Source organism: Thermostichus sp. MS-CIW-15 (assembly GCF_054060575.1).
This window is the reverse complement of record NZ_JBSSDI010000003.1, coordinates 113,355-134,259: the sequence shown is the minus strand read 5'-3', so window position 1 is coordinate 134,259 and position 20,905 is coordinate 113,355. Positions and strand designations below refer to the sequence as shown.

The window sequence follows — 20,905 nt, the reverse complement described above, 5'->3', positions numbered from 1 at the left end:
CCCCCGTATACGGGGGGATATAGGGGGGCGGTGGGACTGCCGCTCTCTGGCTGTGGAGGATCCTGGTTTACCAGTCCGTTGAAGCAGCAACTCCGAGAAGTGATTCTCGGAAGCTCCCGTCTACAGCCCGTCAGGGCTTAGCGGGAGAGGATGTCACTCAAGCGAGCAACTGTAAGTGGGGAGGGGGAGTTTTCAGCCAGTCTTGGCAGCTCAGCAGCCCCTCGCGAAAGCGGGTGGCCGCCTGCGATTGATAGCGCTCCGGGTTAAACGCCAGCCAAAGGGTGCGCCGTATCTGCAGCCCTTCCACCGCCAGCTTTTTCAGCCGCCCTTGCTCCAAGTCGGAGCCCACCGCCACCATCGACAAAAAAGCCACCCCCAAGCCAGCCTGGACGGCATTCTTGATTGCCTCAATCGAGCTGAGTTCCAGCCGTACATTTAGCTGGCCCGGGTTGATGCCGTGGCGATTCAGCACCCGGTCGATGGTCTGCCGCGTGGAAGACTGGGGATCCAGGGTAATGAAGGGCAAAGTCAACAGATCCACAAGGGCGGGAGCATCGAGGGCACAGCTGGGGGCGCCGACCAACACGTATTCGTCTTCCGCCAGAGCAATCACCTTCAAATGCCGCTGTAAGTCAAAGGGGATCTCCCCGCCGACAATGGCCAGATCCAGCCGACCCTCCACCAGCTTCTGGGCAATTCGCCGTGTGGATTGCACCAAGAGCTGCACCGAAATCTGGGGATAGCTGCGGTGATACTGCGCGATCAAAGAGGGCATGACGTAGGTGCCCACCGTTTGGCTGGCCCCCAAAACCAAGTGCCCCCCTCCCATCTCTTGCAAATTGGCCAGAGCTTGAACCGCTTCCCGGCAGAGCTTGAGGATGCGCTCGCTGTAGTGCAGCAACACCTGCCCCGCATCCGTCAGCTCCACCTTGCGCCCGCCGCGGTCAAACAACACCACTCCCAACTGTCGCTCCAGGTTCTGCACCTGCAAGCTGACCGCTGGCTGGGAGACAAACAGGCTCTCCGCAGCCCGCCGAAAACTCCCCTGCTGCGCAATCGCCTGAACGATGAGGAGCTGATCCAGGGTAAACGGCAGTTCATCCGCCATAGGGAACTCCAAATCACCCAGCGGGATCCCTTCCAACCCAGCGAACTCGGCAGCCCAGGATCGAAAGCCCGCCTGAGATCATCATATATAAGCAGGCTAAATACTAAGAAAATACAAAAGGTGAGCAATCTCGAGAGAACGGCTCGCTCCCGCCTTTTGGACGGGATCTGGGGTGGAGCGCCTCTCCCGAAGAGCCGTTGAAACTGTTTGTTGAAGTTGAGAGCCATCCCCAAGGGCCAGGCGGCTCTGGACCTGTCTTTGGCTTCCCTCTAGCGAGGGCCATAGGGCGTCCAATAGCCGCGCCCCTGTTGCCTTGCCGCATTGGCTGCCTCTTTGAGAATGACGCCGTACTTGAGGCCATTGGTTTGCGGCGACAGTAGGCCATGCCCCAAAAACAGCATTTCCTGGTTGATGAGGGTATTGGCCCGCCAAACGTAGGCAGGCAGGGTGGGGGTGGGGGCCAGAGCGGGATCCAACTCCAAGAAAACCTCGCGCCCCAGCAAAGCCGTCTGCAGGTATTGACCAGCATTGGAGATGGGCAGAGGGGTTTGCCCGCGCAGCTTCGTCCACGTAGGATTGAGCTCTGCCGGCAGAGGAGCAATCCCGATCAGTTGCACCAGCCGCAAATTCAAGTCCCCTTCGAGCTGGACAACCAGGGTGTTGTAATCGACCACCCGAATGACTTGTGCCCGTTTGAGGCTGCGTAGATCCGGACGGGCCACCAAGGTCAAGGCCCAAGCGGGCCATGCCGAGACCAGCAAGGGCAAGGCCAGCAGGCTGCTCAGCTTAATTAAACTCCGTCCCTGGGATATCAACAGAGACTTGGGACGGTGAGAGATGGGAACAGACCGCAGCGATTTCTGCATCATGGACTTCACCCGTTGCATGGCGGACTTGACGACAGGGATGGTTTGCATGCTTAACCTTTGAATTTGACGCTGCCTTTACACCGCCACCCGGCGGGCCCAATGCCGGAGCCGGCTCACTGCCGTCACTCTACAAAAAACTTGGGCAGATGGGTCAGTTCTGCAAGCTGTCTCTCGATTTCAACTTGCGGATGCGCCACCCCCTGACAACCTATAGAGTCATTTCAAAAATGAAACGGCTCGTTACGTTATTTCCTAGCTCCCCTCTCCCTCTGGGAGAGGGGACGGGGGTGAGGTTGTCCAAAGAATCTCTCAAACGCGGGGATCCAGGATGGCCGCAGGGCTCTTCTCCAGAGTCTTGGGCAGGAGGGAGTTGACCAATACGGTAACCAAGCCCAGCCGATTGCCCGCCAGGATATCCGTCCACAGGCGATCGCCCACGATGGCCACCGCCTCCACCGGCAGGTTCATTTGCGCCACAGCCCGCCGCAGAGCGCGCCGCGAGGGTTTGCCGGCGCCGTGAATGGAAGGCAGGTTCAAGCTCTCGCCGATTTGGCGAATGCGGTTGCGGTTGAGGTTGTTGCTCACCAGCCAAATCTGAAAGTGGGGGCGCAATTGCTCCAGCCAGGCGGCCACAGCCGGATCCACCTCAGCCTGGCGGATCGGCACCAGCGTGTCGTCCACGTCGAAGATGACGCCCCTCACCTGCCAGGCCAACAGATCTTCTGCCCGCAGCCGCAAGACAGTGCCGGCCACCACCACATCCGGTTGCAGGAGCTTGAACCAAGGTTTGCGTACCATCGAGAACCTTTTCAGCCACCAACTGCCAATGCTCCTGACCTTCTCATTGCGAAGTGGGCGGGGATCCCTGCCGCTCGCGGAGGATTTGCCGTTGAGCTGCCTCGTGCTCGGCTAGGGTCTTGCTGAAAACATGGGTGCCGTCGTAGCGGGCCACAAAGTAGAGGTAATCGGTCTCCTCAGGCTCCAAAACGGCTTTGAGGCTGGCCAAGCCCGGACTGGCGATGGGGCCAGGGGGCAAGCCGGGGGTGAGGTAGGTGTTGTAGGGGGAGGGGGTACGCACCTCGGCAAGGGTGAGGCGGCGATCTGGCGTCTGCTGGATGTTCAGGGCATATTCCACCGTCGGATCGGCTCCCAAGGGCATTCCCTTTTTGAGCCGGTTCAAAAAGACGCCCGCGATTAAGGCACGCTCCTCCGGCACGGCGGCCTCCCGCTCCACAATGCTGGCCAAGGTAACCCACTCATGCAAGGAGAGGGAAGTAGTGTGCTGGCGAAACAGGCGTAGGGCCACGGCGGCAAACCGCTGCAGCATGGCGTTGATGACAATCTCGGCTTTTTGCTGATCCGGCAGGGATCCCTCCACCTGTTCGACAGGAAAAAGATAGGTGTCGGGGAAGAGGTAGCCTTCCAGGGAGTTCAAGCTGGGGGGCAGCCAATCGAGGGGAGGGATCACGCGGGCCGTGGCGATGAAAACATCGGCTGCCAACCAGTTGCGCTCCGCCAAGGCCGCCGCCATCTGCTCGATCCGCCAGCCCTCCGGGATGGTCAGCCGCCGCTGCAGAATCCGGCCCTGCCGCAGTTGTCGGGCTACGGATAGCATGTCTTGGTTGGGATCCAAAGCGTAGGTACCTGCCTGAAACAGCCAGTCGCGTCCAAAGGTGCGGCTCCACAGCTCCCAGGCCAAGGCAGAGCGGATCACCCCCGCTTGGTGCAGTTGTTTCCCGATTAAACGGCTGCTGCTGCCCGGCTGGATCACCACCTGGATTGGCTCTGGGCCACCCAGCGGCTGAAGCCAGGTCTGCCAGCGCCAGTAGCCAAATCCAACGGCCAAGGCCACCAGGAAAGCTAAGCCTTGCACTAGACGGCGACCCCAGCGTTGGCGGCAGCGGGGCGGAGCACTTTGGGCGATCAGGCCTTCGGGCGAGGCGGGATCGCGGTGATCGGTCATCGCCTTCCCCTCCACATCGCGACAGCACATCCTCTGGCCAGGTTAGCGTGGCCAGAAGAGATCTTCAGGCCGTCACCGGTCAGTTAGGGCCACCCCCAGTGTAGCCTCGGCCTATCCCACTTAGGATCCGCTCTCCTGGGCCAGGCGGGCAGGGATCCCATTGCTCTTGGGAGTTGTTTGTCCAATCCAAGTGCCGATGGGCTCCCCTTGCACCACCCGGTAGATGTTGCCGGGAGTGGTCAAGTCGAAAACCACGATGGGTAGTTGATTTTCTTTGCAGAGGGCGATGGCAGTGCTGTCCATCACCCGCAGATCGCGGGTAAGCACATCCTGGTAGCTGAGGACATCGTAGCGGCGGGCCTGAGGATGGGTCTTGGGATCCGCGTCATAAACCCCGTCCACCTTGGTGGCTTTGAAGATCACCTCGGCATCGATCTCCGCCGCCCGCAAGGCCGCAGTCGTGTCGGTGGTGAAGAAGGGATTTCCAGAGCCTGCCCCAAAGATCACCACCCGCCCTTTTTCCAGGTGACGAATGGCGCGGCGACGAATGTAAGGCTCTGCCACCTCCTGCATGGCAATGGCCGTCTGCACCCGCGTCGGGATCCCGGCCCGCTCGATGGCATCTTGCAAGGTTAAGGCGTTGATGACGGTGGCCAACATCCCCACGTAGTCAGCAGAAGCTTGATCCATCCCCTGGGCAGCCGCTTCCTTGCGCCCGCGCCAGATATTGCCCCCTCCCACCACGATCGCCACCTGCACGCCCGCCCGCACCACCGAGGCTACTTCACTGGCAATGGACTGCAAGACCTCGGGGTCAATCCCGTAGGGACGTTCCCCCATCAGGGCTTCACCGCTCAGCTTCAGCAGAATACGTCGGTACTTCATGGCTATCCGCTCCAGCCCACCCCTGCCTACAATAGCAGCTTTGCTGGGCTAGCTCCGGTCAGGGTGTTGGTCAACAGAGCCTCTCGACGAACTTGCCATCACGGCTGCTGTTCTTCGCCAGCGCTGGCCTCCTGATCCCGAGGAACAGAACGGAAGCGGCGGCTATTGCGAGCACGACTTTTCTGAAACTGCTTGGCATACTCGCGGTTGCGCTCGGCTTTTTCCCGCTTCAGGTTGCGTTTTTTGGCCATGCTGGTCTTCCTGACCGGTTGTCCGGCATAAAGTGAGGCACTCAGGTGGAGTGCGAGGCGTCCTTAATCGTAACATGCTTTGCCGGAGCCATCCTGAAGGCCTCTGCTCAGCCAGCTATGGGCAGGGATCCCCAGAGCAGAGATAGGCCGATCAGGAGGAACCCCACGCCTGCCGAGGTTTTGATCCAGCGGGGGGGGATGACTCGCGCTACCCAAGCCCCCGCCCATACCCCAATGAAGCTGGTGCTGATTAGGGCAGCAGCAGCTCCGCAGAAGATCACCCCAAGATTTTGCGAGTGGGCGCTGAGGAGCAGGGTGGCCAACTGGGTTTTATCGCCCATTTCGGCCAGCAAAATTGAGCCGAAGCTGACCAGAGCAGCTCGCGCCGCTGTCTGTTTCAAGAAAGAGAACATCTGACTGCTGTGCTGGCTCAACACGTTTCTCTGTAGCCACGTTGCTCTTACACAAGAGGATAGCTTGGTAGCCCCGTACTTGAGTACGCGGCGGAAAAGCCCTTGAGCCACTTTAGTTGCTTCTTTGTTATTAGTACAGAGCTTCTCCAGGAAAACAACCTACTGCGGTGCAAAACCCGCGTGGCAATAACTAACCTGGAGGAACTTAAGTCCGAAGTAAGCAGAACTTTGAGGTTATGCCTCAAAGGACTGTCTAGAGGCGTCTTGACAGCGCCTTCGCGAGTCCACTTTGGGCTGCGTAAGAATCCCCTGGGTGGGAGTGTCAAAGCCACCCTTCCCCTTCACGGGAGATGTGTAAACTACCGGGCTCCGACCGCTCCCCAACCCCCCGTATACGGGGGGAGGTAGGGGGGCTGGTTTACAGCAGCCCCCAATAATGCAATCACGTTGGCACCGTTAAAATCTGCATCCCCTTTCCAGCCACAGACCGAGTTCACACAACGAAAATGCTTCCCTTCCCGTTGCCCAATCCACAGGCACGGGTGGCAGGTCTGCGAGCTGTAGGCAGGCGGCACCACCCCAACCTGGATCCCGGCCCGCAGCGCCTTGTACTGCACAAACTGCTTCAGTTGATAGAACGCCCAACTATTCGACCGCCGCCGCTCTATCTTAACTGCGCGGCTGTCGGTTGGTGCGCTCCCTAATGCCACTCAGGTCTTCCAGGGCAATAAAACTGTGGGTGGCCTGCGCCCTCGACACAATCGCTTTGGAGATGCAGGGATTGACCCAGGTTTGCAAGCGTCTCTCCTGACCAGACAGCCGTTGCAAGAGTTGGCGGCATCTGCGCCGACTAGATCTTGTGCCCTGACTGGCTTTGCGTTGAAGTGACGCCCGCAGCCGGGAGGAGTGGTCTCTGACCTGGTTCAACGGCTGTCCATTCCAGTTGTCCTCCTCTGAGGTATGGGCAATATCTCTCCTCCCCAAGTCCACCCCCATCGCCTTGGGGGTGTCTGGCTCGACGCCAATCTGGATGTAGTGAGAACCCTCTTTGCGTTTGACCAACGTGGCCAATTTGGGATTGGTGCCGGCCAGCATCCCTCGTTGATAGTTGCCAATGGCCAACTCAAAGCGTTCCCGACCCTCTACGGTGGTCAGCGACACCGTCCAGTCGTTCTCGCGGAAGGAAAAGATGCGGGCATCGTAGGTCACGAAGCCTGCCTTGAAGGCCTTGACCGGACAGTTCTGTTGCCGGGCAACCTTACGCGACCCTGCCACCCGTCTGCATACCTGTTGTGCCAGGATAGCCCAAAGCAGGTACGAATCTCGCGCTAGCAGAGAGATTGGAGCTTGACGGCGTTGACTATCTTCTCTGGTGTGTTCTCATTCACCCAGTTCAAGGCCTGCACAAAGGCGTCCAGAGTCGCATCCAGCTTGGCGGCTTGCGACTCCGATACCTAAGGACTCCGTCCCGCTAGCGCGAACAGTTTGATAGTCAAGACTTGGGGCATGCTGTAACTATACATCAACAGACCGCATTCCTCCCGTCACTGACCGGCCCGGCCCCCGGCCCCCCAGTCCCCCCGTATACGGGGGGATACAGGGGGGCTGGGCGGGGGGATATAGGGGGGTACAGGGGAGCTCCCGCGGTTTCTAGCTGACCCGCATACCCCGAAACGAAACAGAGCGAGGGGTCTGTCTAGATTACTGCCCCTCGCCCTCCTCTACTTGTCTAAACTACACGGGCGCTCCAAGACCGGTATAGGAGCCATAGAAGAAAAGCCCAACCACCGTGACCACACCCAAACCGACAACCACAGCCACTATCCACAGAGGGATCCTTGCCTGACTAGTCATAGCAACTGGCCTCCAGAAGAAAAAGATAGGTCTAAAAAGTTGCACCCGTAGTCTGCAAAGAGAACCAAGGGCTGGCTAAGGTAAGCCTACATTGATCCCTGCAGCTTTTTCTCAACTTAAGACCAGAGACAAGTGAAGTCTCAGTTGAGAAAGTAGCTGGAAAACAACAGCCCCACCACAAACACCAGCAGCAAGCCCAAGTATAGGGAGGTGCGGTTTAGCTCTACCGGCTGGGTGTTGGGATTCTTCTCAGGTTGATCAGCCATGGGGTTCACCGTTGAATAAACTGCATTGCGGCAATAGCTCCCAAAAAGAAAACGGTTGGAATCGCCAAAGTATGCACCGCCAACCAACGGACAGTAAAAACGGGGTAGAAAACAGGCTCGTCAGGTTTGTTAACAGATTTGGTCGCCATAGTCCAGATCCTGCATCTTGGAACGCAAAATAGATTTACAAATCGCAACAACTAAAGAGTTGCCAGCCTGGCCCTGCTCTTTCCTAGCGAGTTAACTTTTCCAGTTGCTCAAGAGCGTTGAAGCGGTCGCTGACAATCGGTAACTCCTGCCGCTCTGCGGTGAAATACTCATTGGGGCGCGGGGTGCCAAAGATATCATAAGCCAAGCCGGTGCTGACAAAAAGCCAGCCCGCCAAAAACAAAGCGGGAATGGTCAGGGCATGAATAACCCAGTAGCGGACGCTGGTAATAATATCGACAAAAGGTCGCTCTCCAGTGTTGCCAGCCATGAAACTCCTCCCTGCACTAGGGGCAAAAGGGCTCTTTGAGTCTATAACACAATGATAAGGAGTTGCATGCACAGCTACAAGTTACAAGACAATTGCTCAAGCTGTTTGCCGCCAAGCGAGGCCCCATCCTTGCATAGGTAAGATCTCCTAACAGCCTCTGAGTTCAACTCTAGGGCAGCGTGAGCCGGAGCGCCTGGGGTAGGGGATCCCACTGCCAAAGGGCGCAATCGCGACTGACATCGAGGGCTTGAGGACACGGCGGAACTTTGAGATAAGCTGGCTCTGAGGGGATGTCAACGGAACAGGAGTAACAGCTATGCGGTGCTCGTGGCCCCTAGCCTTGGGCCTATGTTGGACGCTAGGCTGGTCAAGCCTCAGCTTGCCGGCCTGGTCGCAAGGGGTCGAGCAGCAAGCCTCGCTGGCCTGGGCCGATGCCTACGTGGCAGCGCTGGAGCGCCAGACGGACCTGGTGCTCACCCAGGAGCCGCTGTCGGCGACCTTGACTCGTCTGGAATTGGCCCAGTGGCTAACGGAGTTTTTCGGCTACGTCCCCAACCCCAACCAGGTACAAGAGATTCGGGATCTCGAGCCCAATACCCCCGACTATTGGACGGCCCAAGCGGTGCTGCAGGCGGGAGCGATGCGCCTGTACGAGGGCAACGAGTTTCGCCCGCAAGGAGATCTCACCCACCTGGAAGCCCTGGCTATTTTGGTGCGGGCCCTGCAATTGCCTGCTCCCAACCAGGACGATATTGAGCGCTGGATGGCTCTGTACACCGATGCTGCCGAGGTGCCGGAGGTGGGGCGGGCTTTTGTGGCGATGGCAGGGGAAGCAGGGCTATTGGTGAATGTGCCGGATCCGGCCCGGCTGCGGCCCAATCGGGTGCTCAGCCGAGCCGAGGGGGCGGTGCTGTTGCACCAGGCGCTGGTGTATCGCGGTCAGCTTCCGCCTTTGCCAGCTCCGGTGGCGCAGTTGCGTCCCTCTCCTGCTCCGGTGGCCAAGACTGTCCAACCCGAAATCTTGCAAACGCGGATTACCCCTGAGTCGGGAGTGGTGCCGCCAGGGGGAACTCTGACTGTTGAGGCCCAGGCCACTCCCAACGGCAGGGCCACCGTGGATATCGGCAGCTTGGTGCAGGGCTTGCCCATGCAGGAGGTGCAGCCCGGCTATTACCGCGCCGTTTACACCCTTGGCCCTCAGGACAGCGCCCTCAGTCCCGATATTCGTATCCAACTGAGCCTCAACGGACGGGAGACCCGCGTTCAGCGGCGGCTCCCTCAACTGGCCCTGGGCAATGTCGCTCCCCCGCCGGTGGAATCGGTGTTTCCGCCCCCATCCCCTCTGCCACAACCGGCCACCCCTGAGCCTGCTCCTCTGGCTCCAGTCGGCAACCGCTATCCGCGTATTGAGGCGATTCGCTTGGATCCCCAGCGCGACCTGGTGGAAGGGGATATTCTCACCATTGCCATCTGGGGGGACTCGGGGGGGATCGCCCAGTTTGATTTGGGGAATTTGGCCCTGAACCAGCCGATGCGGGAGGTGCGACCCCACCACTACGAGGGCACCTACGTGGTGGCCCCCACCCACCAAGCCAGCAACCCCGTTTTGCGAATTGTGCTCACTAAGGATGGCCTCAGCCAGGAACACCGGGAGATCTTCCCTTTTGCAATCGATGGATCTAAGGGAACCCGCTCCACCATCCAGCCGGTCTCCGCACCTGTCGCTGCTGGGCTGCCCCGGATTTTCAATGTCACCACCAACAGCACCAACCTGCGCATGGGCGAGATCCTCAAAGTTACGATGCGAGGGGATCCGGGGGGGCGGGCAGCTTTTCGCATCGTCGGGGTGACGCCGGAGGTGGAGATGCGGGAGGTGGCGCCCGGCCTCTACGAAACCCAGCAGCAACTGCCCTTCAACATGCAGCCGGTCAACAACGGCCTCGTTGAGGTGATCCTGGAGCGGGGCGGCCAAAGAGCCACCCAAACCAGCCCCTCGCCCATTACCATCGCTCCCTGAGCAAAACTTGCCGTGCAGCCTCGCGAGAACTTTATCCCGCTGGTGCAAACGGTAGCTAAAGGAATACGATCCGCTTGCCCAGCTATTGGCGTTCACCGGCAGCTTGGTAGTTACAGCCATCTCAAATGGCAATGAAACGTTTCTCTGCGTCGTTATTGCTACGCAACGCTGTCGCGGACGCGCCGGCCGTGCGGAGCACTATCCCCAACTCCCCTCTCCCTTTGGGAGAGGGGCCGGGGGTGAGGGTAGAGGGGGTCGGCGGCAAAGTGTCTTCGTCTTGTTTGAAACGACTATACGCCCCTTGGCTAGACGGCTGCCTCAAAGGGATCCGCGCTGCGCTGGATCTGGGTGGATAATTTGGGAATCACCTGCAGCTTGAACTGTTGCTCGAAGACCTTTTTCTTCTCGTTCAAGCTCCACAGCTCCAGGGCACAGTCGTCGTTGGGGTGCCTGGGATCCAAAATCAGCTCCATGCAGCGGGGGCCTTCTCCCAGAAGCTGAAAACGGCAGTGGAGAGCTTGGATGGCCTGCAGGCGGCGGCGATCCAGAGCACAGGCTATGCGCAGCAGGGGGCTGAGCTCGAGGACAACTTGGCGATCCCGCTCGTTGCTGAGGCGTTGAAAGTTCTCGTGCTTCTTCTTGGGGGGCGACTTGCGGTGGTAGCGGGCCAGGTTGGCGATCACCTCTATCTCTTCCTCGTTGAAGCCCAACAGCTCCCCGTGGCGGATCAGGTAGTAGGAGTGCTTGTGGTGGGCGGCATGGCTGATGAAGTGGCCGCAGTTGTGCAGCATGGCGGCCGCCCAGAGAAGAGCTCGCTCGCGGGAGCCCCAGGAGTGCAGGATGCCGCGGGTCTGATCGAAAAGACTGAGGGCAAACTCCGCTACCCGCTCGGCATAGGGGAGCTCCACCTGGTATTTTTCCGCCAGCTTGAGGATGCTGCGCCGCCGCACCGAGCTGTGGTAGCGCAGCCGATCTTCAATGAGCCCCTGGCCGATCATCCAATCCACGATCAGCCCTTCCCGCAGGGCCCGTTCGCAAAACTGGATCCGCTCCACCCCCAGCAGGGTCATCACCTCCTCCAAGATGACGGCCCCAGCCAGGATGATCTCCCCGCGTCTTTCCCCAAAGCCGGGCAGTTTTTGCCGTTCGGCCACGGTGAGGGAGCGCAGCTCTTTGACATAGGCCCGCAGGGCTTCCAGGCTGAACTCATACCCCTGCAGGCGAGTGGGGGCAGCGCCCAGCCGACGGCGGGCATCCAACTGGGCCAAGCACTCGATGGTGCCGGAGGTGCCCACCAAGGTCAGGGATCCCGGCTGTTGGGAGGCTTCGACGATGCGCCGCATCTGCTCAATGGGAGCTTCCAGCATGCCGCGGACATGTTGCCGCAGCGCCTGCAGCTCGGCGGAGGTGGGCGGATCGTGGTGCAAAAAAGCTTGGGTCAGGCGCACCGCCCCCACCTTGATGCTGCGTAGAAACTCCGGCTCTTGGCCGTTGCCCAGAATCAGCTCGGTCGAGCCGCCGCCGATATCCACCACCGCGTGCAGCCGATTGTGGAACTCCATGGCCGAGAGCACCCCCAGGTAGATGCGGCGGGCCTCCTCCTGGCCGGAGATCAGCTCGATGCGCAGGCCCAGCTCCTGCTCGATCCGCTTCAAGAACTCCGGCCCATTGGGGGCCTCGCGCACAGCGCTGGTGGCCACGGCAACGATATCCTGCACCTGAAAGCTCTCGGCAATGCGGCAAAACCGCTCCAGAGCCGTCCGGGCCCGTTCCATGGCAGCAGGGGTAAGGGCGCCCGTCTGGCTGCAGAATTCCCCCAGCCGGACGGTGGCTTTTTCGCGGGAGATGATGGTGAAGCTGGGGATATTGGGGTTAATGCGCACCACCACCATGTGCAGGGAGTTGCTGCCCACATCGATGGCGGCTATGACCGGAGCAACTCCAGACTCAGAAAGGGGGGCCGGTTTCGGTTCAGAGGCGGCGGCAGAGCGTTCGGCAAGGTTGGCGAGCGAAGAGACCATGAATGAATTCAGAGGTTGCGACACTTTGCGACACTTCTAGAATACTGTGTGCTTTCCCCCCTTTTTCTTGGCCGAGCTGTGGGTTTAAAGGCGACGGTCTTTCTTAAACAGAGAGTTGTCCCCGTTGGGGATCCCGGCTGTTCTGGCCTCAGACTAAGATAAAAGCACTGCAGAGTCATTTTTGTCGCCAAGCGGGTTCCGATGTCTCAACCAGCCGCATCCCCTCAACAGGCCAACAGCCCCCTCAAGCTGCTGCGTACCCACGAATCTCCCAAGCTGGAGCGCATCCGCCACACCACCTCTCACGTCCTGGCGATGGCGGTGCAAAGGCTGTTTCCCAAGGCCCAGGTAACCATCGGCCCGACGACCGACTATGGCTTTTACTACGACTTTGACCATCCCGAGCCCTTCACGCCGGAAGATCTGGAGCGCATCAAAAAAGAGATGCAGGCGATCATCAAGAAAGGCTTGCCGGTGATCCGCGAGGAGGTGAGCCGGGAGGAGGCCAGGCGCCGCATCGAGGCCCTCGGCGAACCTTACAAGCTGGAGATTTTAGATAGCATTCCCGAAGGCGAGCCGATCACCATCTACCATCTGGGGGATGAGTGGTGGGATCTCTGTGCCGGCCCCCACGTGGAAAACACGAAGGAGATCAACCCCAAAGCTTTTGACCTGCTCAGCGTGGCCGGCGCCTATTGGCGGGGGGACGAGACCAAGCCGCAGCTCCAGCGCATCTACGGCACCGCCTGGGAGACGCCGGAGGAGCTCAAGGAATACAAGCGGCGGCTGGAAGAGGCCAAGCGGCGGGATCACCGTAAGCTGGGCAAGGAGCTGGGCCTATTTATATTTGCCGATGAAGTGGGGCCGGGCCTGCCCCTTTGGACCCCCAAAGGAACTACTCTGCGCTGGGTGCTAGAGGATTTTCTCAAGCAGGAGCAGCTCAAGCGGGGCTATCTGCCGGTGGTGACGCCCCACATTGCCCGCGTGGATCTGTTCAAGATCTCCGGCCACTGGCAGAAGTACAGGGAAGACATGTTTCCCATGATGGCCGAGAGCGAGGAGGCGCGCGCCGCTGAACAGGGCTTTGTCATGAAGCCGATGAACTGTCCTTTTCACATCCAAATCTATAAATCAGAGCTGAGATCCTACCGCGATTTGCCGCTGCGCTATGCCGAGTTCGGCACCGTCTATCGCTACGAACAATCGGGGGAATTGGGGGGCTTGACCCGCGTTCGCGGCTTTACGGTGGACGACGCCCACTTGTTCGTTCGTCCCGATCAGTTGGAAGAAGAGTTTCTCAAGGTTGTCGATCTCATTCTGGTGGTTTTCGACAAGCTCAAACTCAAAGATTTTCGCGCCCGCCTCAGCTTCCGCGATCCCAAATCCGATAAATATCTGGGATCCCCGGAAGAGTGGGATATGGCCGAGAATGCCATTCGCCGCGCGGTGGAGAAGCTTTCAATGCCGCATTTTGAAGGGATCGGAGAGGCGGCTTTCTACGGGCCGAAGCTGGACTTTATCTTCCGCGACGCGCTGGATCGGGAGTGGCAGTTGGGCACGGTGCAGGTAGACTACCAAAACCCGCAGCGCTTTGACTTGTACTATGTGGCCGAGGACGGATCCCGGCAGCGGCCGGTAATGATCCACCGCGCTCCCTTTGGTTCGCTGGAGCGGCTCATCGGCATCCTCATCGAGGAATACGCGGGGGATTTTCCCTTCTGGCTGGCGCCGGAACAGGTGCGCATCTTGCCCGTTTCCGACCAATACCTGGGCTATGCCACCCAGGTGCGGGATCAGTTGCGAGAACAGGGGATCCGCGTCCACATCGATGCCGACAGCGACCGCCTGCCCAAAAAGATCCGCAACGCCGAGAAGGCCAAGGTTCCCTTCATGCTGATTGTGGGGGAAAAAGAGCAGGCAACTGGCACAGTGAGCGTGCGGCAGCGCCACGGCCAAGACCTGGGATCCCTGACGGTGGCGGAGTTCCTGGCCCAGGCACGAGCGCTGGACTAGAGATCCGGCTTCTTGTTTGGAATCTGGCTGGGATCCCTGGTGCCGGCAAATTGCTGCTGTTGGCGGCTTTGAGAACAGGTCTCTGCTGAGGCAAGCGAAGAACGGCGTTGAGAAAAGAGGTTCAAAATCTTTCAGGGAACCCAGCCGCCCGCTCTTGGGCCAGGGCTGCCCGCCGTTGCTCCAACTCTTGCGGAGAGATGCGCCCGTAGGTGACGCTCAGCTCCGCCAGCCGCTGGGCCAGCTCCGGCCGCAGCATCTCCTCGCGGTAGCGCCAGGCCCAGTTGTTCTCGGCCCTGCCGGGGAAGTTCATGCGCGCCTCTGCCCCCAGGCCCATCACATCTTGCAGGGGAATGATGGCCAGGTCGGCTACGGAAGAAAGGGCCAGGCGAATCAGATCCCAGTGGATGCCGTCGGATCCCTGGCAGCCCAGGTAGCGCAACAGGTTTTGCTTTTCCCACTCCGGGCGTTCTGGGTCATGAAACCAGCCCACCACGGTGTTGTTGTCGTGGGTGCCGGTGTAGACGACGAAGTTGCGCTCGTAGCTGTGAGGCAGATAGGGGTTATCGGGCCCCGAGCCAAAGGCAAAGAGCAGCACCTTCATGCCGGGCAGGCCAAATTGATCCCGCAGTTGCAACACCTCCGGCGTAATGTCTCCCAGATCTTCGGCGATCACCGGGATTTTCCCCAGCTTGTCGGCCAGCGCCTGAAAGAAGTCGGCCCCCGGCCCTTTTTGCCACTCGCCTTCTACCGCTGTTTCCGCAGCGCCGGGGATGGCCCAGTAGCTCTCGAAGCCGCGGAAGTGGTCGATGCGGACGCAATCCACCTGCTTGAGAATGGCCTGGATGCGCCGGATCCACCAGTCGTAGCCGCGGGCCTTGAGCACCTCCCAGTTGTAGAGGGGGTTGCCCCAGCGCTGCCCGGTGGGGCTGAAATAGTCGGGGGGCACGCCGGCTACCTGCAAGGGCCGTCCTTGTTCATCCAGGTGAAACAGCTCCCGGTTGGCCCACACATCGGCGCTGTTGGGGGCGACATAGATGGGTATGTCCCCGATGAGCTGCACTTGATGCCGGTGGGCGTACTCTCTTAGGGATCCCCATTGTTGGGCAAATAGATACTGCCAAAACATCTGCCGGGTGATGGCATCGGCATGGCGGTCACGGGCCTCTTGCAAAGCCAGGGGATCCCGTTGTGCCAAGGCTGGATCCCATTGGGTCCATTCCTGGTCGCCATACACCTCTTTGAGGGCCATGAACAGGGCGTAGTCCGGCAGCCAATCGGCCTCGGCAGCACAGTAGGCTTGAAAGGCTTCCCAGTCGGCGGCGGTGGCCTTGTCTTTGAAGGTGGCCCAGGCGCGGCGCAACAAGCCCAGCTTGAAGGGGATCACGGTTTCGTAGTCCACCCGCTCAGCATTCCCCGCCTGGATGGCTGGCCATTGGGGCAGATCCTGCCAGCCGTTGGGTTCCAGCCAGCCGGCTTTCACCAGCAGCTCCGGGCTAATCAGCAGTGGGTTGCCGGCAATGGCAGAAAAGCTCATGTAGGGGGAGTTGCCCCAGCCGGTGGGGCCAAGGGGCAGCACCTGCCAGAGGCGCTGGCCGCTTTCCACCAGAAAATCCACAAACCGGTAGGCAGCCGGCCCCAGATCGCCGATGCCAAATGGCCCCGGTAGCGAGGTGGGGTGCAAGAGGATGCCACTGAGTCTGCCCATGCGCATGGCTAAACCCTTTTCGCCCTATTTCACCGCCTATCCTGTCACTTCTACAGCCCAATGACAGCTACCAATCGACAAAACCAAGACCAAAGGTCAAAAGCGCCAACGGCCTTTTTGGCTTGGCCAGCTCTTGCAGCGGAGGAGAGATGGGGAGCCTCTCAAGAGCAGGCTTGGGAACCCCCCTCACCTCCCAAAACCGGCCAGCCCACCAAGCCCTGGCGGAGACTCTGATGGCAGGCACGCACCTCTTCAAGGGTAAACAGGCGGCGAAAGGGGATCCCCATTTCGCGGTAACGGGCCTCTGCCCCTTCCAGTCGATCCACCAAAGCCAGGATCCCTTCTGCCCGATAGCCCGCTGCCCGCACCCGCTCGACAGCCTTGAGAGCCGAGCCGCCGGTGGTCACCACATCCTCCAAGATCCAAACCCGGCTGCCCGCCGGCAACTCCGGCCCCTCGATCCAGGCCTGGGTGCCATGTCCCTTAGGCTCTTTGCGGACAATCAGGGCCGCCAGGTTGGCCGGCTCAGCCTGCAGAGAGGCCAAACTCACCGCTGTGACCAAGGGATCCGCCCCCAAGGTCATGCCGGCAACTGCCTCGGTCTCAGGGGGCAGTAGCCGATGCAGCAGGGATCCCACCAGGTAGGCTCCCTGGGGGTGGAGGGTAACCGGCTTGCAGTTGATGTAGTAAGTGCTTTGCTGCCCAGACGTGAGGGTAAAGGATCCCTCGCGGTAAGCCAGTTGGGCCAGCAAATACAGCAATTTCTCCCGCGCCTCAGCCGAGGAAAGACTTAAGGGAGAACAGTCTAGGAGCAACACAGCAGAGATCCCCATCAGCTCAACCGTCAACCCATAGATGCGGCAATAACTAACCTGGAGGAACTTCAGTCCGAAGTAAGCAGAACTTTGAGGTTATGCCTCAAAGGACTGTCTAGGGGCGTCTTGACAGCGCCTTTACGAGTCCATTTTGGGCTGCGTAAGAATCCCCTGGGTGGGAGCATGACTCTAGTCAATGATATGCTGGACTATACTGAAAATAATGCCCAGTATGTTCAGTATGGCTGCCTGGCATGGCTAGGTATGTAAAACCGAGAGAAGCAGCAGCTTATTTTGGGGTGTGTCTCCACACCCTCAGACGGTGGGAACAGAAAGGCTGGATTAAGGCAATACGCACACCATCTAGTAGAGCGAGAAGGTATGACCTCGACAGTTACGTCAGAACACCCAGAAAGGATAAACGAGTTGTTTTGTACGCCCGAGTCAGCAGTCGAGGGCAGAAACCAGACTTGGAGAGACAGATTGCAAGACTGGTTAACCTCTATCCTGGAGCCGAAGTGGTCGGAGAGGTTGGCGGCGGTCTCGACTTCAAAAGACCAAAGTTCCTTGCCTTATTGGAACGAGTTCGTGCGGGAGATGTCGGAACAATTGTGGTCGCTCACCGGGATCGACTCTGCCGGTTTGGATTTGAGTTCGTTGAGTGGTACTGCCGTCAATACGGGTGCGAAATCTTGGTTCTCGATGACGATCACCTTTCTCCCCAGCAGGAACTGGTTGAGGATATCCTCACCATCCTGCACTGCTTCAGCAGTCGGCTCTACGGACTCAGAAAATACCGGGCTGCAATCGAGAAAGATACGGATTTATCCGGAGCCAGCGCTGGCTAAAGTTTGGAAGCGGTGGCAAGCGGCGTGCCGGTACTGCTACAACCAAGCGATTGCCTATCAGCGTCAGCATGGTGCCCCAAAAACGGCCAGAAAGCTGCGGGACATCATCCTGCGCTCCGACCTGCCCGGGTGGGTGAAGGACGCCCCCTGCCACATCAAGCAGAACGCGGTCGTCGAGGCGTGGTTGGCGTTTCGCCGAAGCAAAGACGCGAGGTTTCGCAGTGTGCGGGACAGGTCGCATACGCTGCAATTCAACGCCGGCAACTTTCGCAATGGGACGTGGTATCCGAAACTCACCCGAGGTTTGGCGTTCCGTGCATCCGAGGAGATGCCCAGAGAATGGGCACGTGGAACTGAGCTAATGCGGGTGAAAGACAGATGGTATGCCATCTTTCCTGAGCCCGTGAACGAGCAGTGTTCGTTAGCAAAGGGGGTGATCGCACTTGATCCTGGAGTAAGAAGCTTCCTTACAGGGTTTGATGGATCAGGTTTTGTGGACATCGCTAAAGGGGATTTCGGTAGAATCGCCCGGCTATGCTACCACCTAGATGACCTACAGTCTAGGCTGAGTAAAGCGCCGAGGCCTAAGCGTAGACGGATGCGGCAAGCGGCGTTTCGCTTGCGGGAGCGCATCAGGAACTTGGTGGACGAGTGCCATCGCAAGGTAGCGGCGTTCCTAACGGATAACTACCGATTGATATTCCTCCCCACTTTCGAGTCAGCCAAGATGGTTGCCAAGGCAGGGAGGAAGTTTGGTAGCAAGACAGCAAGGGCGATGCTCACCTGGGCGCACTATCGGTTCAAGCAGTTCCTGAAGTTTCAAGCCAAGAAGAAAAACGTGGTTGTCGTGGAAGTATCGGAAGCGTACACCAGCAAAACCTGTACCAAGTGCGGGCACATCCACACCAAGTTGGGTGGCGCAAAGGTGTTTAGATGCCCGAAGTGCAACCATAGGCTACCACGAGATTGGCAAGGCGCTCTGGGTGTTATGCTCAGGGCTTTGCGGGATACCGCCTTTCTGTTTGGACTCCGTCCGAGTAGCGCGGTCGCGTCAGCGTCGCGTAGTGACAACGGAAACGGACAGAATGCTATCGCTTCACCGCTGAGCAGTAATGCTCAGCAGTGTTCAGCGTAAATGTATCAGTGTCAATAGGACAAGCGATGGTGCGGCTCTGCCACCACCGCGGCCTCCGACTCCTCCGACAAGTGGGCAATCAGCCGATCCACCAGCCGCGACAGGGTTGCCCGTTCTTCTAAGCTGAGACAGCCGTAGGTCTGCTCCCGCAACTCCCAAATGAGAGGGGGCAAAATTTCTTTCAACTTCTCTCCGGCAGGGGTGAGGTAAACCCGCCAGATCCGCCGATCCTTGGGATCCCGCTGCCGCCGGATCAGCTCCCGTTTCTCCATGCCGTCCAAGACACCGGTCATGGTACCCCCCAACTGCTGCAGGCGCTCGCAGATAGTGGAGGTGGGGATCCCGTCTTCTTCCCAGAGGCAGCAAAGCACCACCCAGTGGGAAGCGGTCAGGCCGAAGGGCTCCAGGTAGGCCTGAAATTTCCGCCGCACCAATTGCGACAACAGCCGAAGGCGATAGCCCAGGGAATAAGGGGCCAGAATCTCGCGCCATCGCTCCAGGAAGGCTTGTTTCTCCAACTGAGCCATCGCTGAGGGTTCCCCATGGGTGGCTGAGAATGCTTAGAGCTTAAATTCTTCCATTCTAACCTTCTATAAAGAGCGGCCAAAAGCAGCTCATCATCCGTTACAAAAGCGTTACAGGCTTTACAACAAAAGTTACAGTGGAGGGTTGGGCGAGGGGCGAATCTCCCGCCAATTAGCATCAGCTAGGAACCAAATTAAGCTTGGCGTGACAGGGATCCCGCTCTTCTGTGTGAAGGAAGAAAATGCCGATTTGCCCATCTGGGGTCGCCTCGGCAAAAGAGGGGCAGTGGGCAAGGGGAAAATTTGCCAGAGCCATTGAGATGGCACTAGAGTAGCTTCAAGTTTTGCCAGCTCGTTCTCTTTGCCAATGTCTTTTGGGAGGTGAGCATGTTGTCTATCCTACAGGGGTTGAGCTCCCAGCGCCGTTTCCTCTGGGCAGGGATCCCGTTGGTTTGTTCTCTGGCCCTGGGGGCCTGCTGGAACAACCGCAGCAGTGCCGAAACCCCCTCTCAGGGTGTCCAGGCTGAGGTTACAGCAGCGGCGCAAAACCCCTTCCCCCCCATCCCCACCCCGCCGCCGCCGCTGCCTTCCCCCAGTGGCACGCCCGGCCTTCCCCCCTGGTGGCCCCGTGGGCAATCGTCGCAGTGGCAGGATTCCCCCTACGCCGTGGCCTTGTCCGGTTTTTTGCAGGGATTGGCGGCCCAAGGGGGAGCGCTCTCTCAACAGGGGATCCTGCTTTGGACAGCCGAAGGCGAGCTCTTGGCGGAGCACCTGCTGGATCGGCCTTTGCCGGTGGGGGCTTTGGATCAATTGGCCCTCAGCCTGATGGCGCTGGAAAAGTGGGGCTATGAGTATCGCTTCCAAACTCGCTTCTACACCACCAGCCACCGCTCCGGCCAGCGCTTGACGGGAGACTTGGTCGTGGTGGGCGGCGGGGATCCCTATTTCCGGGAGGCCAATGTGGCCGAGCTGGCCCGCCACCTGCACAACCTCGGCATTCGCCAGATCGACGGCGAGGTGAAGGTGGTGCCCCCCTTCCGCTTGCTGGGTCAGCCTGACTCTCTGGCCAGCGCCCGCCGGCTTGCCGAGCTCCTCCGAGATCCCCAGGGGCCCTATCCTGTGACCCTCGGCGGCTCCGGGTCAACGTTAAGGGAGCTGCCGGAGGAGATCCATTGCCTGGCCGGCTACACCTCGCTGCGCCTGGGATCCCTGCTACAAATCCTCAACGGCGGCAACGATCGGGCCATGGCAGAAGCCCTGTTGGCGGAGCTGGCAGGCAGAACAGCCCTGCTGGAGTACCTGCAGCAGCGGTTGGTAGCTCAGCCGGTTGCCCATCTGGATCCCAAACTGGCCCCTGCCCAGTTGGAAATTCGCCTTGGCCCAGGCGGGCAAGAGCTGTACCTCTCCCCCCGCGCCCTGGCCCATCTGTGGGAACATCTGCTTGAGGCCACAGACGGGGATCCCAGGCGTGTCCTGCCAGTGGCCGGGGTCGGCCACAGCCCTTTGCAGCTCCGCGCTCTGCCCCCGGGCACGATCGCCCAGGTGGGCTCTGCCGCCAACCGACTGATGATGGTGGGGCAGCTTCCGGATGGCACCCGTTTCGTCTTACTCAACCACGGCCCGGATCTGGGCGTCTTGCGCCAGCACCAGGATCAGTTCCTGCAGCAGGTGCTGGCCGTTGGGGAGCCTCTCCGCCGCTGAAGAATAGAGCCCTCTCCCTTCTCTTTTCTTCGAGGCCCT

20 protein-coding genes and 1 pseudogene are annotated in these 20,905 nt (G+C 59.7%); 5 read left to right on the top strand and 16 right to left on the bottom strand.

Annotated elements, in window-relative coordinates; genetic code table 11:
• Positions 1-157: 157 nt before the first annotated feature.
• From ACVW0R_RS02085 to psbE, 12 genes and pseudogenes are all read right to left on the bottom strand, one after another.
• Positions 158-1,108, bottom strand: a complete 951-nt coding sequence (locus ACVW0R_RS02085; RefSeq protein WP_011431213.1) for a LysR substrate-binding domain-containing protein — start codon at positions 1,106-1,108, stop codon at positions 158-160.
• A gap of 269 nt (positions 1,109-1,377) precedes the next feature.
• Entirely contained in the window at positions 1,378-2,025 is a 648-nt protein-coding gene (locus tag ACVW0R_RS02080; protein ID WP_011431214.1) for a thermonuclease family protein, read from the bottom strand.
• Positions 2,026-2,286: 261 nt separating this feature from the next.
• The gene (locus ACVW0R_RS02075) at positions 2,287-2,775 is read right to left on the bottom strand and encodes a YqeG family HAD IIIA-type phosphatase (protein WP_011431215.1); all 489 of its coding nucleotides are present in this window, start codon (positions 2,773-2,775) and stop codon (positions 2,287-2,289) included.
• A gap of 43 nt (positions 2,776-2,818) precedes the next feature.
• Positions 2,819-3,940 carry an endolytic transglycosylase MltG gene (mltG, locus tag ACVW0R_RS02070; protein WP_099812840.1) on the bottom strand — a complete coding sequence of 374 codons (1,122 nt, stop codon included), beginning with the start codon at positions 3,938-3,940 and terminating at the stop codon, positions 2,819-2,821.
• A 120-nt stretch (positions 3,941-4,060) separates the two neighbouring features.
• Positions 4,061-4,825 carry a UMP kinase gene (gene pyrH / locus ACVW0R_RS02065; RefSeq protein ID WP_011431217.1) on the bottom strand — a complete coding sequence of 255 codons (765 nt, stop codon included), beginning with the start codon at positions 4,823-4,825 and terminating at the stop codon, positions 4,061-4,063.
• 98 nt (positions 4,826-4,923) lie between these two features.
• A complete protein-coding gene (locus ACVW0R_RS02060) occupies positions 4,924-5,076 on the bottom strand; it encodes a hypothetical protein (protein WP_011431218.1) in 153 nt (50 codons plus the stop codon).
• A gap of 107 nt (positions 5,077-5,183) precedes the next feature.
• Entirely contained in the window at positions 5,184-5,489 is a 306-nt protein-coding gene (locus tag ACVW0R_RS02055) for a TMEM165/GDT1 family protein (protein WP_099812838.1), read from the bottom strand.
• A gap of 359 nt (positions 5,490-5,848) precedes the next feature.
• Positions 5,849-6,919: pseudogene (locus tag ACVW0R_RS02050) on the bottom strand (RNA-guided endonuclease InsQ/TnpB family protein).
• Positions 6,920-7,223: 304 nt separating this feature from the next.
• Positions 7,224-7,343 (bottom strand): photosystem II reaction center protein J, encoded by a 120-nt coding sequence (locus ACVW0R_RS02045; protein ID WP_011431222.1) that lies wholly within the window; start codon positions 7,341-7,343, stop codon positions 7,224-7,226.
• A gap of 140 nt (positions 7,344-7,483) precedes the next feature.
• Positions 7,484-7,609 (bottom strand): photosystem II reaction center protein L, encoded by a 126-nt coding sequence (locus ACVW0R_RS02040; protein ID WP_011431223.1) that lies wholly within the window; start codon positions 7,607-7,609, stop codon positions 7,484-7,486.
• A gap of 5 nt (positions 7,610-7,614) precedes the next feature.
• Positions 7,615-7,758, bottom strand: a complete 144-nt coding sequence (gene psbF, locus ACVW0R_RS02035) for a cytochrome b559 subunit beta (protein WP_011431224.1) — start codon at positions 7,756-7,758, stop codon at positions 7,615-7,617.
• A gap of 83 nt (positions 7,759-7,841) precedes the next feature.
• Complete coding sequence (gene psbE, locus ACVW0R_RS02030) at positions 7,842-8,087, bottom strand: cytochrome b559 subunit alpha (protein ID WP_011431225.1); 246 nt, start codon at positions 8,085-8,087, stop codon at positions 7,842-7,844.
• A 316-nt stretch (positions 8,088-8,403) separates the two neighbouring features.
• On the opposite strand from psbE, the gene ACVW0R_RS02025 reads away from it, so the two are divergent.
• Entirely contained in the window at positions 8,404-10,104 is a 1,701-nt protein-coding gene (locus ACVW0R_RS02025) for an S-layer homology domain-containing protein (protein WP_099812837.1), read from the top strand.
• 305 nt (positions 10,105-10,409) lie between these two features.
• On the opposite strand, the gene ACVW0R_RS02020 is transcribed toward ACVW0R_RS02025, so the two are convergent.
• Complete coding sequence (locus tag ACVW0R_RS02020) at positions 10,410-12,125, bottom strand: Ppx/GppA phosphatase family protein (RefSeq protein ID WP_240531066.1); 1,716 nt, start codon at positions 12,123-12,125, stop codon at positions 10,410-10,412.
• Positions 12,126-12,326: 201 nt separating this feature from the next.
• On the opposite strand from ACVW0R_RS02020, the gene thrS reads away from it, so the two are divergent.
• Entirely contained in the window at positions 12,327-14,138 is a 1,812-nt protein-coding gene (gene thrS, locus ACVW0R_RS02015) for a threonine--tRNA ligase (RefSeq protein WP_099887350.1), read from the top strand.
• Positions 14,139-14,259: 121 nt separating this feature from the next.
• Here the strand turns inward: thrS and malQ are convergent, their stop codons facing one another.
• Together malQ and pyrE are read right to left on the bottom strand one after the other, a co-directional pair.
• Entirely contained in the window at positions 14,260-15,849 is a 1,590-nt protein-coding gene (gene malQ, locus ACVW0R_RS02010) for a 4-alpha-glucanotransferase (protein ID WP_457501563.1), read from the bottom strand.
• 155 nt (positions 15,850-16,004) lie between these two features.
• A complete protein-coding gene (pyrE, locus tag ACVW0R_RS02005; RefSeq protein ID WP_240531064.1) occupies positions 16,005-16,676 on the bottom strand; it encodes an orotate phosphoribosyltransferase in 672 nt (223 codons plus the stop codon).
• 236 nt (positions 16,677-16,912) lie between these two features.
• Here pyrE and ACVW0R_RS02000 point away from each other — a divergent pair, with 236 nt between their 5' ends.
• Entirely contained in the window at positions 16,913-17,506 is a 594-nt protein-coding gene (locus tag ACVW0R_RS02000) for an IS607 family transposase (RefSeq protein ID WP_457501562.1), read from the top strand.
• Entirely contained in the window at positions 17,394-18,641 is a 1,248-nt protein-coding gene (locus ACVW0R_RS01995; protein ID WP_457501567.1) for an RNA-guided endonuclease InsQ/TnpB family protein, read from the top strand. The genes ACVW0R_RS02000 and ACVW0R_RS01995 overlap by 113 nt, the downstream gene beginning before the upstream one ends.
• 11 nt (positions 18,642-18,652) lie before the next feature.
• Here ACVW0R_RS01995 and ACVW0R_RS01990 read toward each other — a convergent pair whose 3' ends face one another.
• Positions 18,653-19,168 (bottom strand): MarR family winged helix-turn-helix transcriptional regulator, encoded by a 516-nt coding sequence (locus ACVW0R_RS01990; RefSeq protein ID WP_099812831.1) that lies wholly within the window; start codon positions 19,166-19,168, stop codon positions 18,653-18,655.
• A gap of 384 nt (positions 19,169-19,552) precedes the next feature.
• Between ACVW0R_RS01990 and ACVW0R_RS01985 the strand changes: the two genes are divergently transcribed.
• Positions 19,553-20,866 carry a D-alanyl-D-alanine carboxypeptidase gene (locus tag ACVW0R_RS01985; protein ID WP_011431238.1) on the top strand — a complete coding sequence of 438 codons (1,314 nt, stop codon included), beginning with the start codon at positions 19,553-19,555 and terminating at the stop codon, positions 20,864-20,866.
• The last annotated feature ends 39 nt before the right edge of the window (positions 20,867-20,905 follow it).

Coding starts and splice junctions, on each gene's coding strand:
- mltG (WP_099812840.1), bottom strand. CDS start 3,940: ATGACCGATCACCGCGATCCCGCCTCGCCCGAAGGCCTGATCGCCCAA.
- malQ (WP_457501563.1), bottom strand. CDS start 15,849: ATGCGCATGGGCAGACTCAGTGGCATCCTCTTGCACCCCACCTCGCTA.
- psbE (WP_011431225.1), bottom strand. CDS start 8,087: ATGGCTGGCAACACTGGAGAGCGACCTTTTGTCGATATTATTACCAGC.
- ACVW0R_RS01990 (WP_099812831.1), bottom strand. CDS start 19,168: ATGGCTCAGTTGGAGAAACAAGCCTTCCTGGAGCGATGGCGCGAGATT.
- ACVW0R_RS02045 (WP_011431222.1), bottom strand. CDS start 7,343: ATGACTAGTCAGGCAAGGATCCCTCTGTGGATAGTGGCTGTGGTTGTC.
- ACVW0R_RS02080 (WP_011431214.1), bottom strand. CDS start 2,025: ATGCAAACCATCCCTGTCGTCAAGTCCGCCATGCAACGGGTGAAGTCC.
- ACVW0R_RS02025 (WP_099812837.1), top strand. CDS start 8,404: ATGCGGTGCTCGTGGCCCCTAGCCTTGGGCCTATGTTGGACGCTAGGC.
- thrS (WP_099887350.1), top strand. CDS start 12,327: ATGTCTCAACCAGCCGCATCCCCTCAACAGGCCAACAGCCCCCTCAAG.
- ACVW0R_RS02075 (WP_011431215.1), bottom strand. CDS start 2,775: ATGGTACGCAAACCTTGGTTCAAGCTCCTGCAACCGGATGTGGTGGTG.
- ACVW0R_RS01985 (WP_011431238.1), top strand. CDS start 19,553: ATGTTGTCTATCCTACAGGGGTTGAGCTCCCAGCGCCGTTTCCTCTGG.
- ACVW0R_RS02000 (WP_457501562.1), top strand. CDS start 16,913: ATGGCTAGGTATGTAAAACCGAGAGAAGCAGCAGCTTATTTTGGGGTG.
- pyrE (WP_240531064.1), bottom strand. CDS start 16,676: ATGGGGATCTCTGCTGTGTTGCTCCTAGACTGTTCTCCCTTAAGTCTT.
- psbF (WP_011431224.1), bottom strand. CDS start 7,758: ATGGCGACCAAATCTGTTAACAAACCTGACGAGCCTGTTTTCTACCCC.
- ACVW0R_RS02085 (WP_011431213.1), bottom strand. CDS start 1,108: ATGGCGGATGAACTGCCGTTTACCCTGGATCAGCTCCTCATCGTTCAG.
- ACVW0R_RS02020 (WP_240531066.1), bottom strand. CDS start 12,125: ATGGTCTCTTCGCTCGCCAACCTTGCCGAACGCTCTGCCGCCGCCTCT.
- ACVW0R_RS02055 (WP_099812838.1), bottom strand. CDS start 5,489: ATGTTCTCTTTCTTGAAACAGACAGCGGCGCGAGCTGCTCTGGTCAGC.
- pyrH (WP_011431217.1), bottom strand. CDS start 4,825: ATGAAGTACCGACGTATTCTGCTGAAGCTGAGCGGTGAAGCCCTGATG.
- ACVW0R_RS02040 (WP_011431223.1), bottom strand. CDS start 7,609: ATGGCTGATCAACCTGAGAAGAATCCCAACACCCAGCCGGTAGAGCTA.
- ACVW0R_RS02060 (WP_011431218.1), bottom strand. CDS start 5,076: ATGGCCAAAAAACGCAACCTGAAGCGGGAAAAAGCCGAGCGCAACCGC.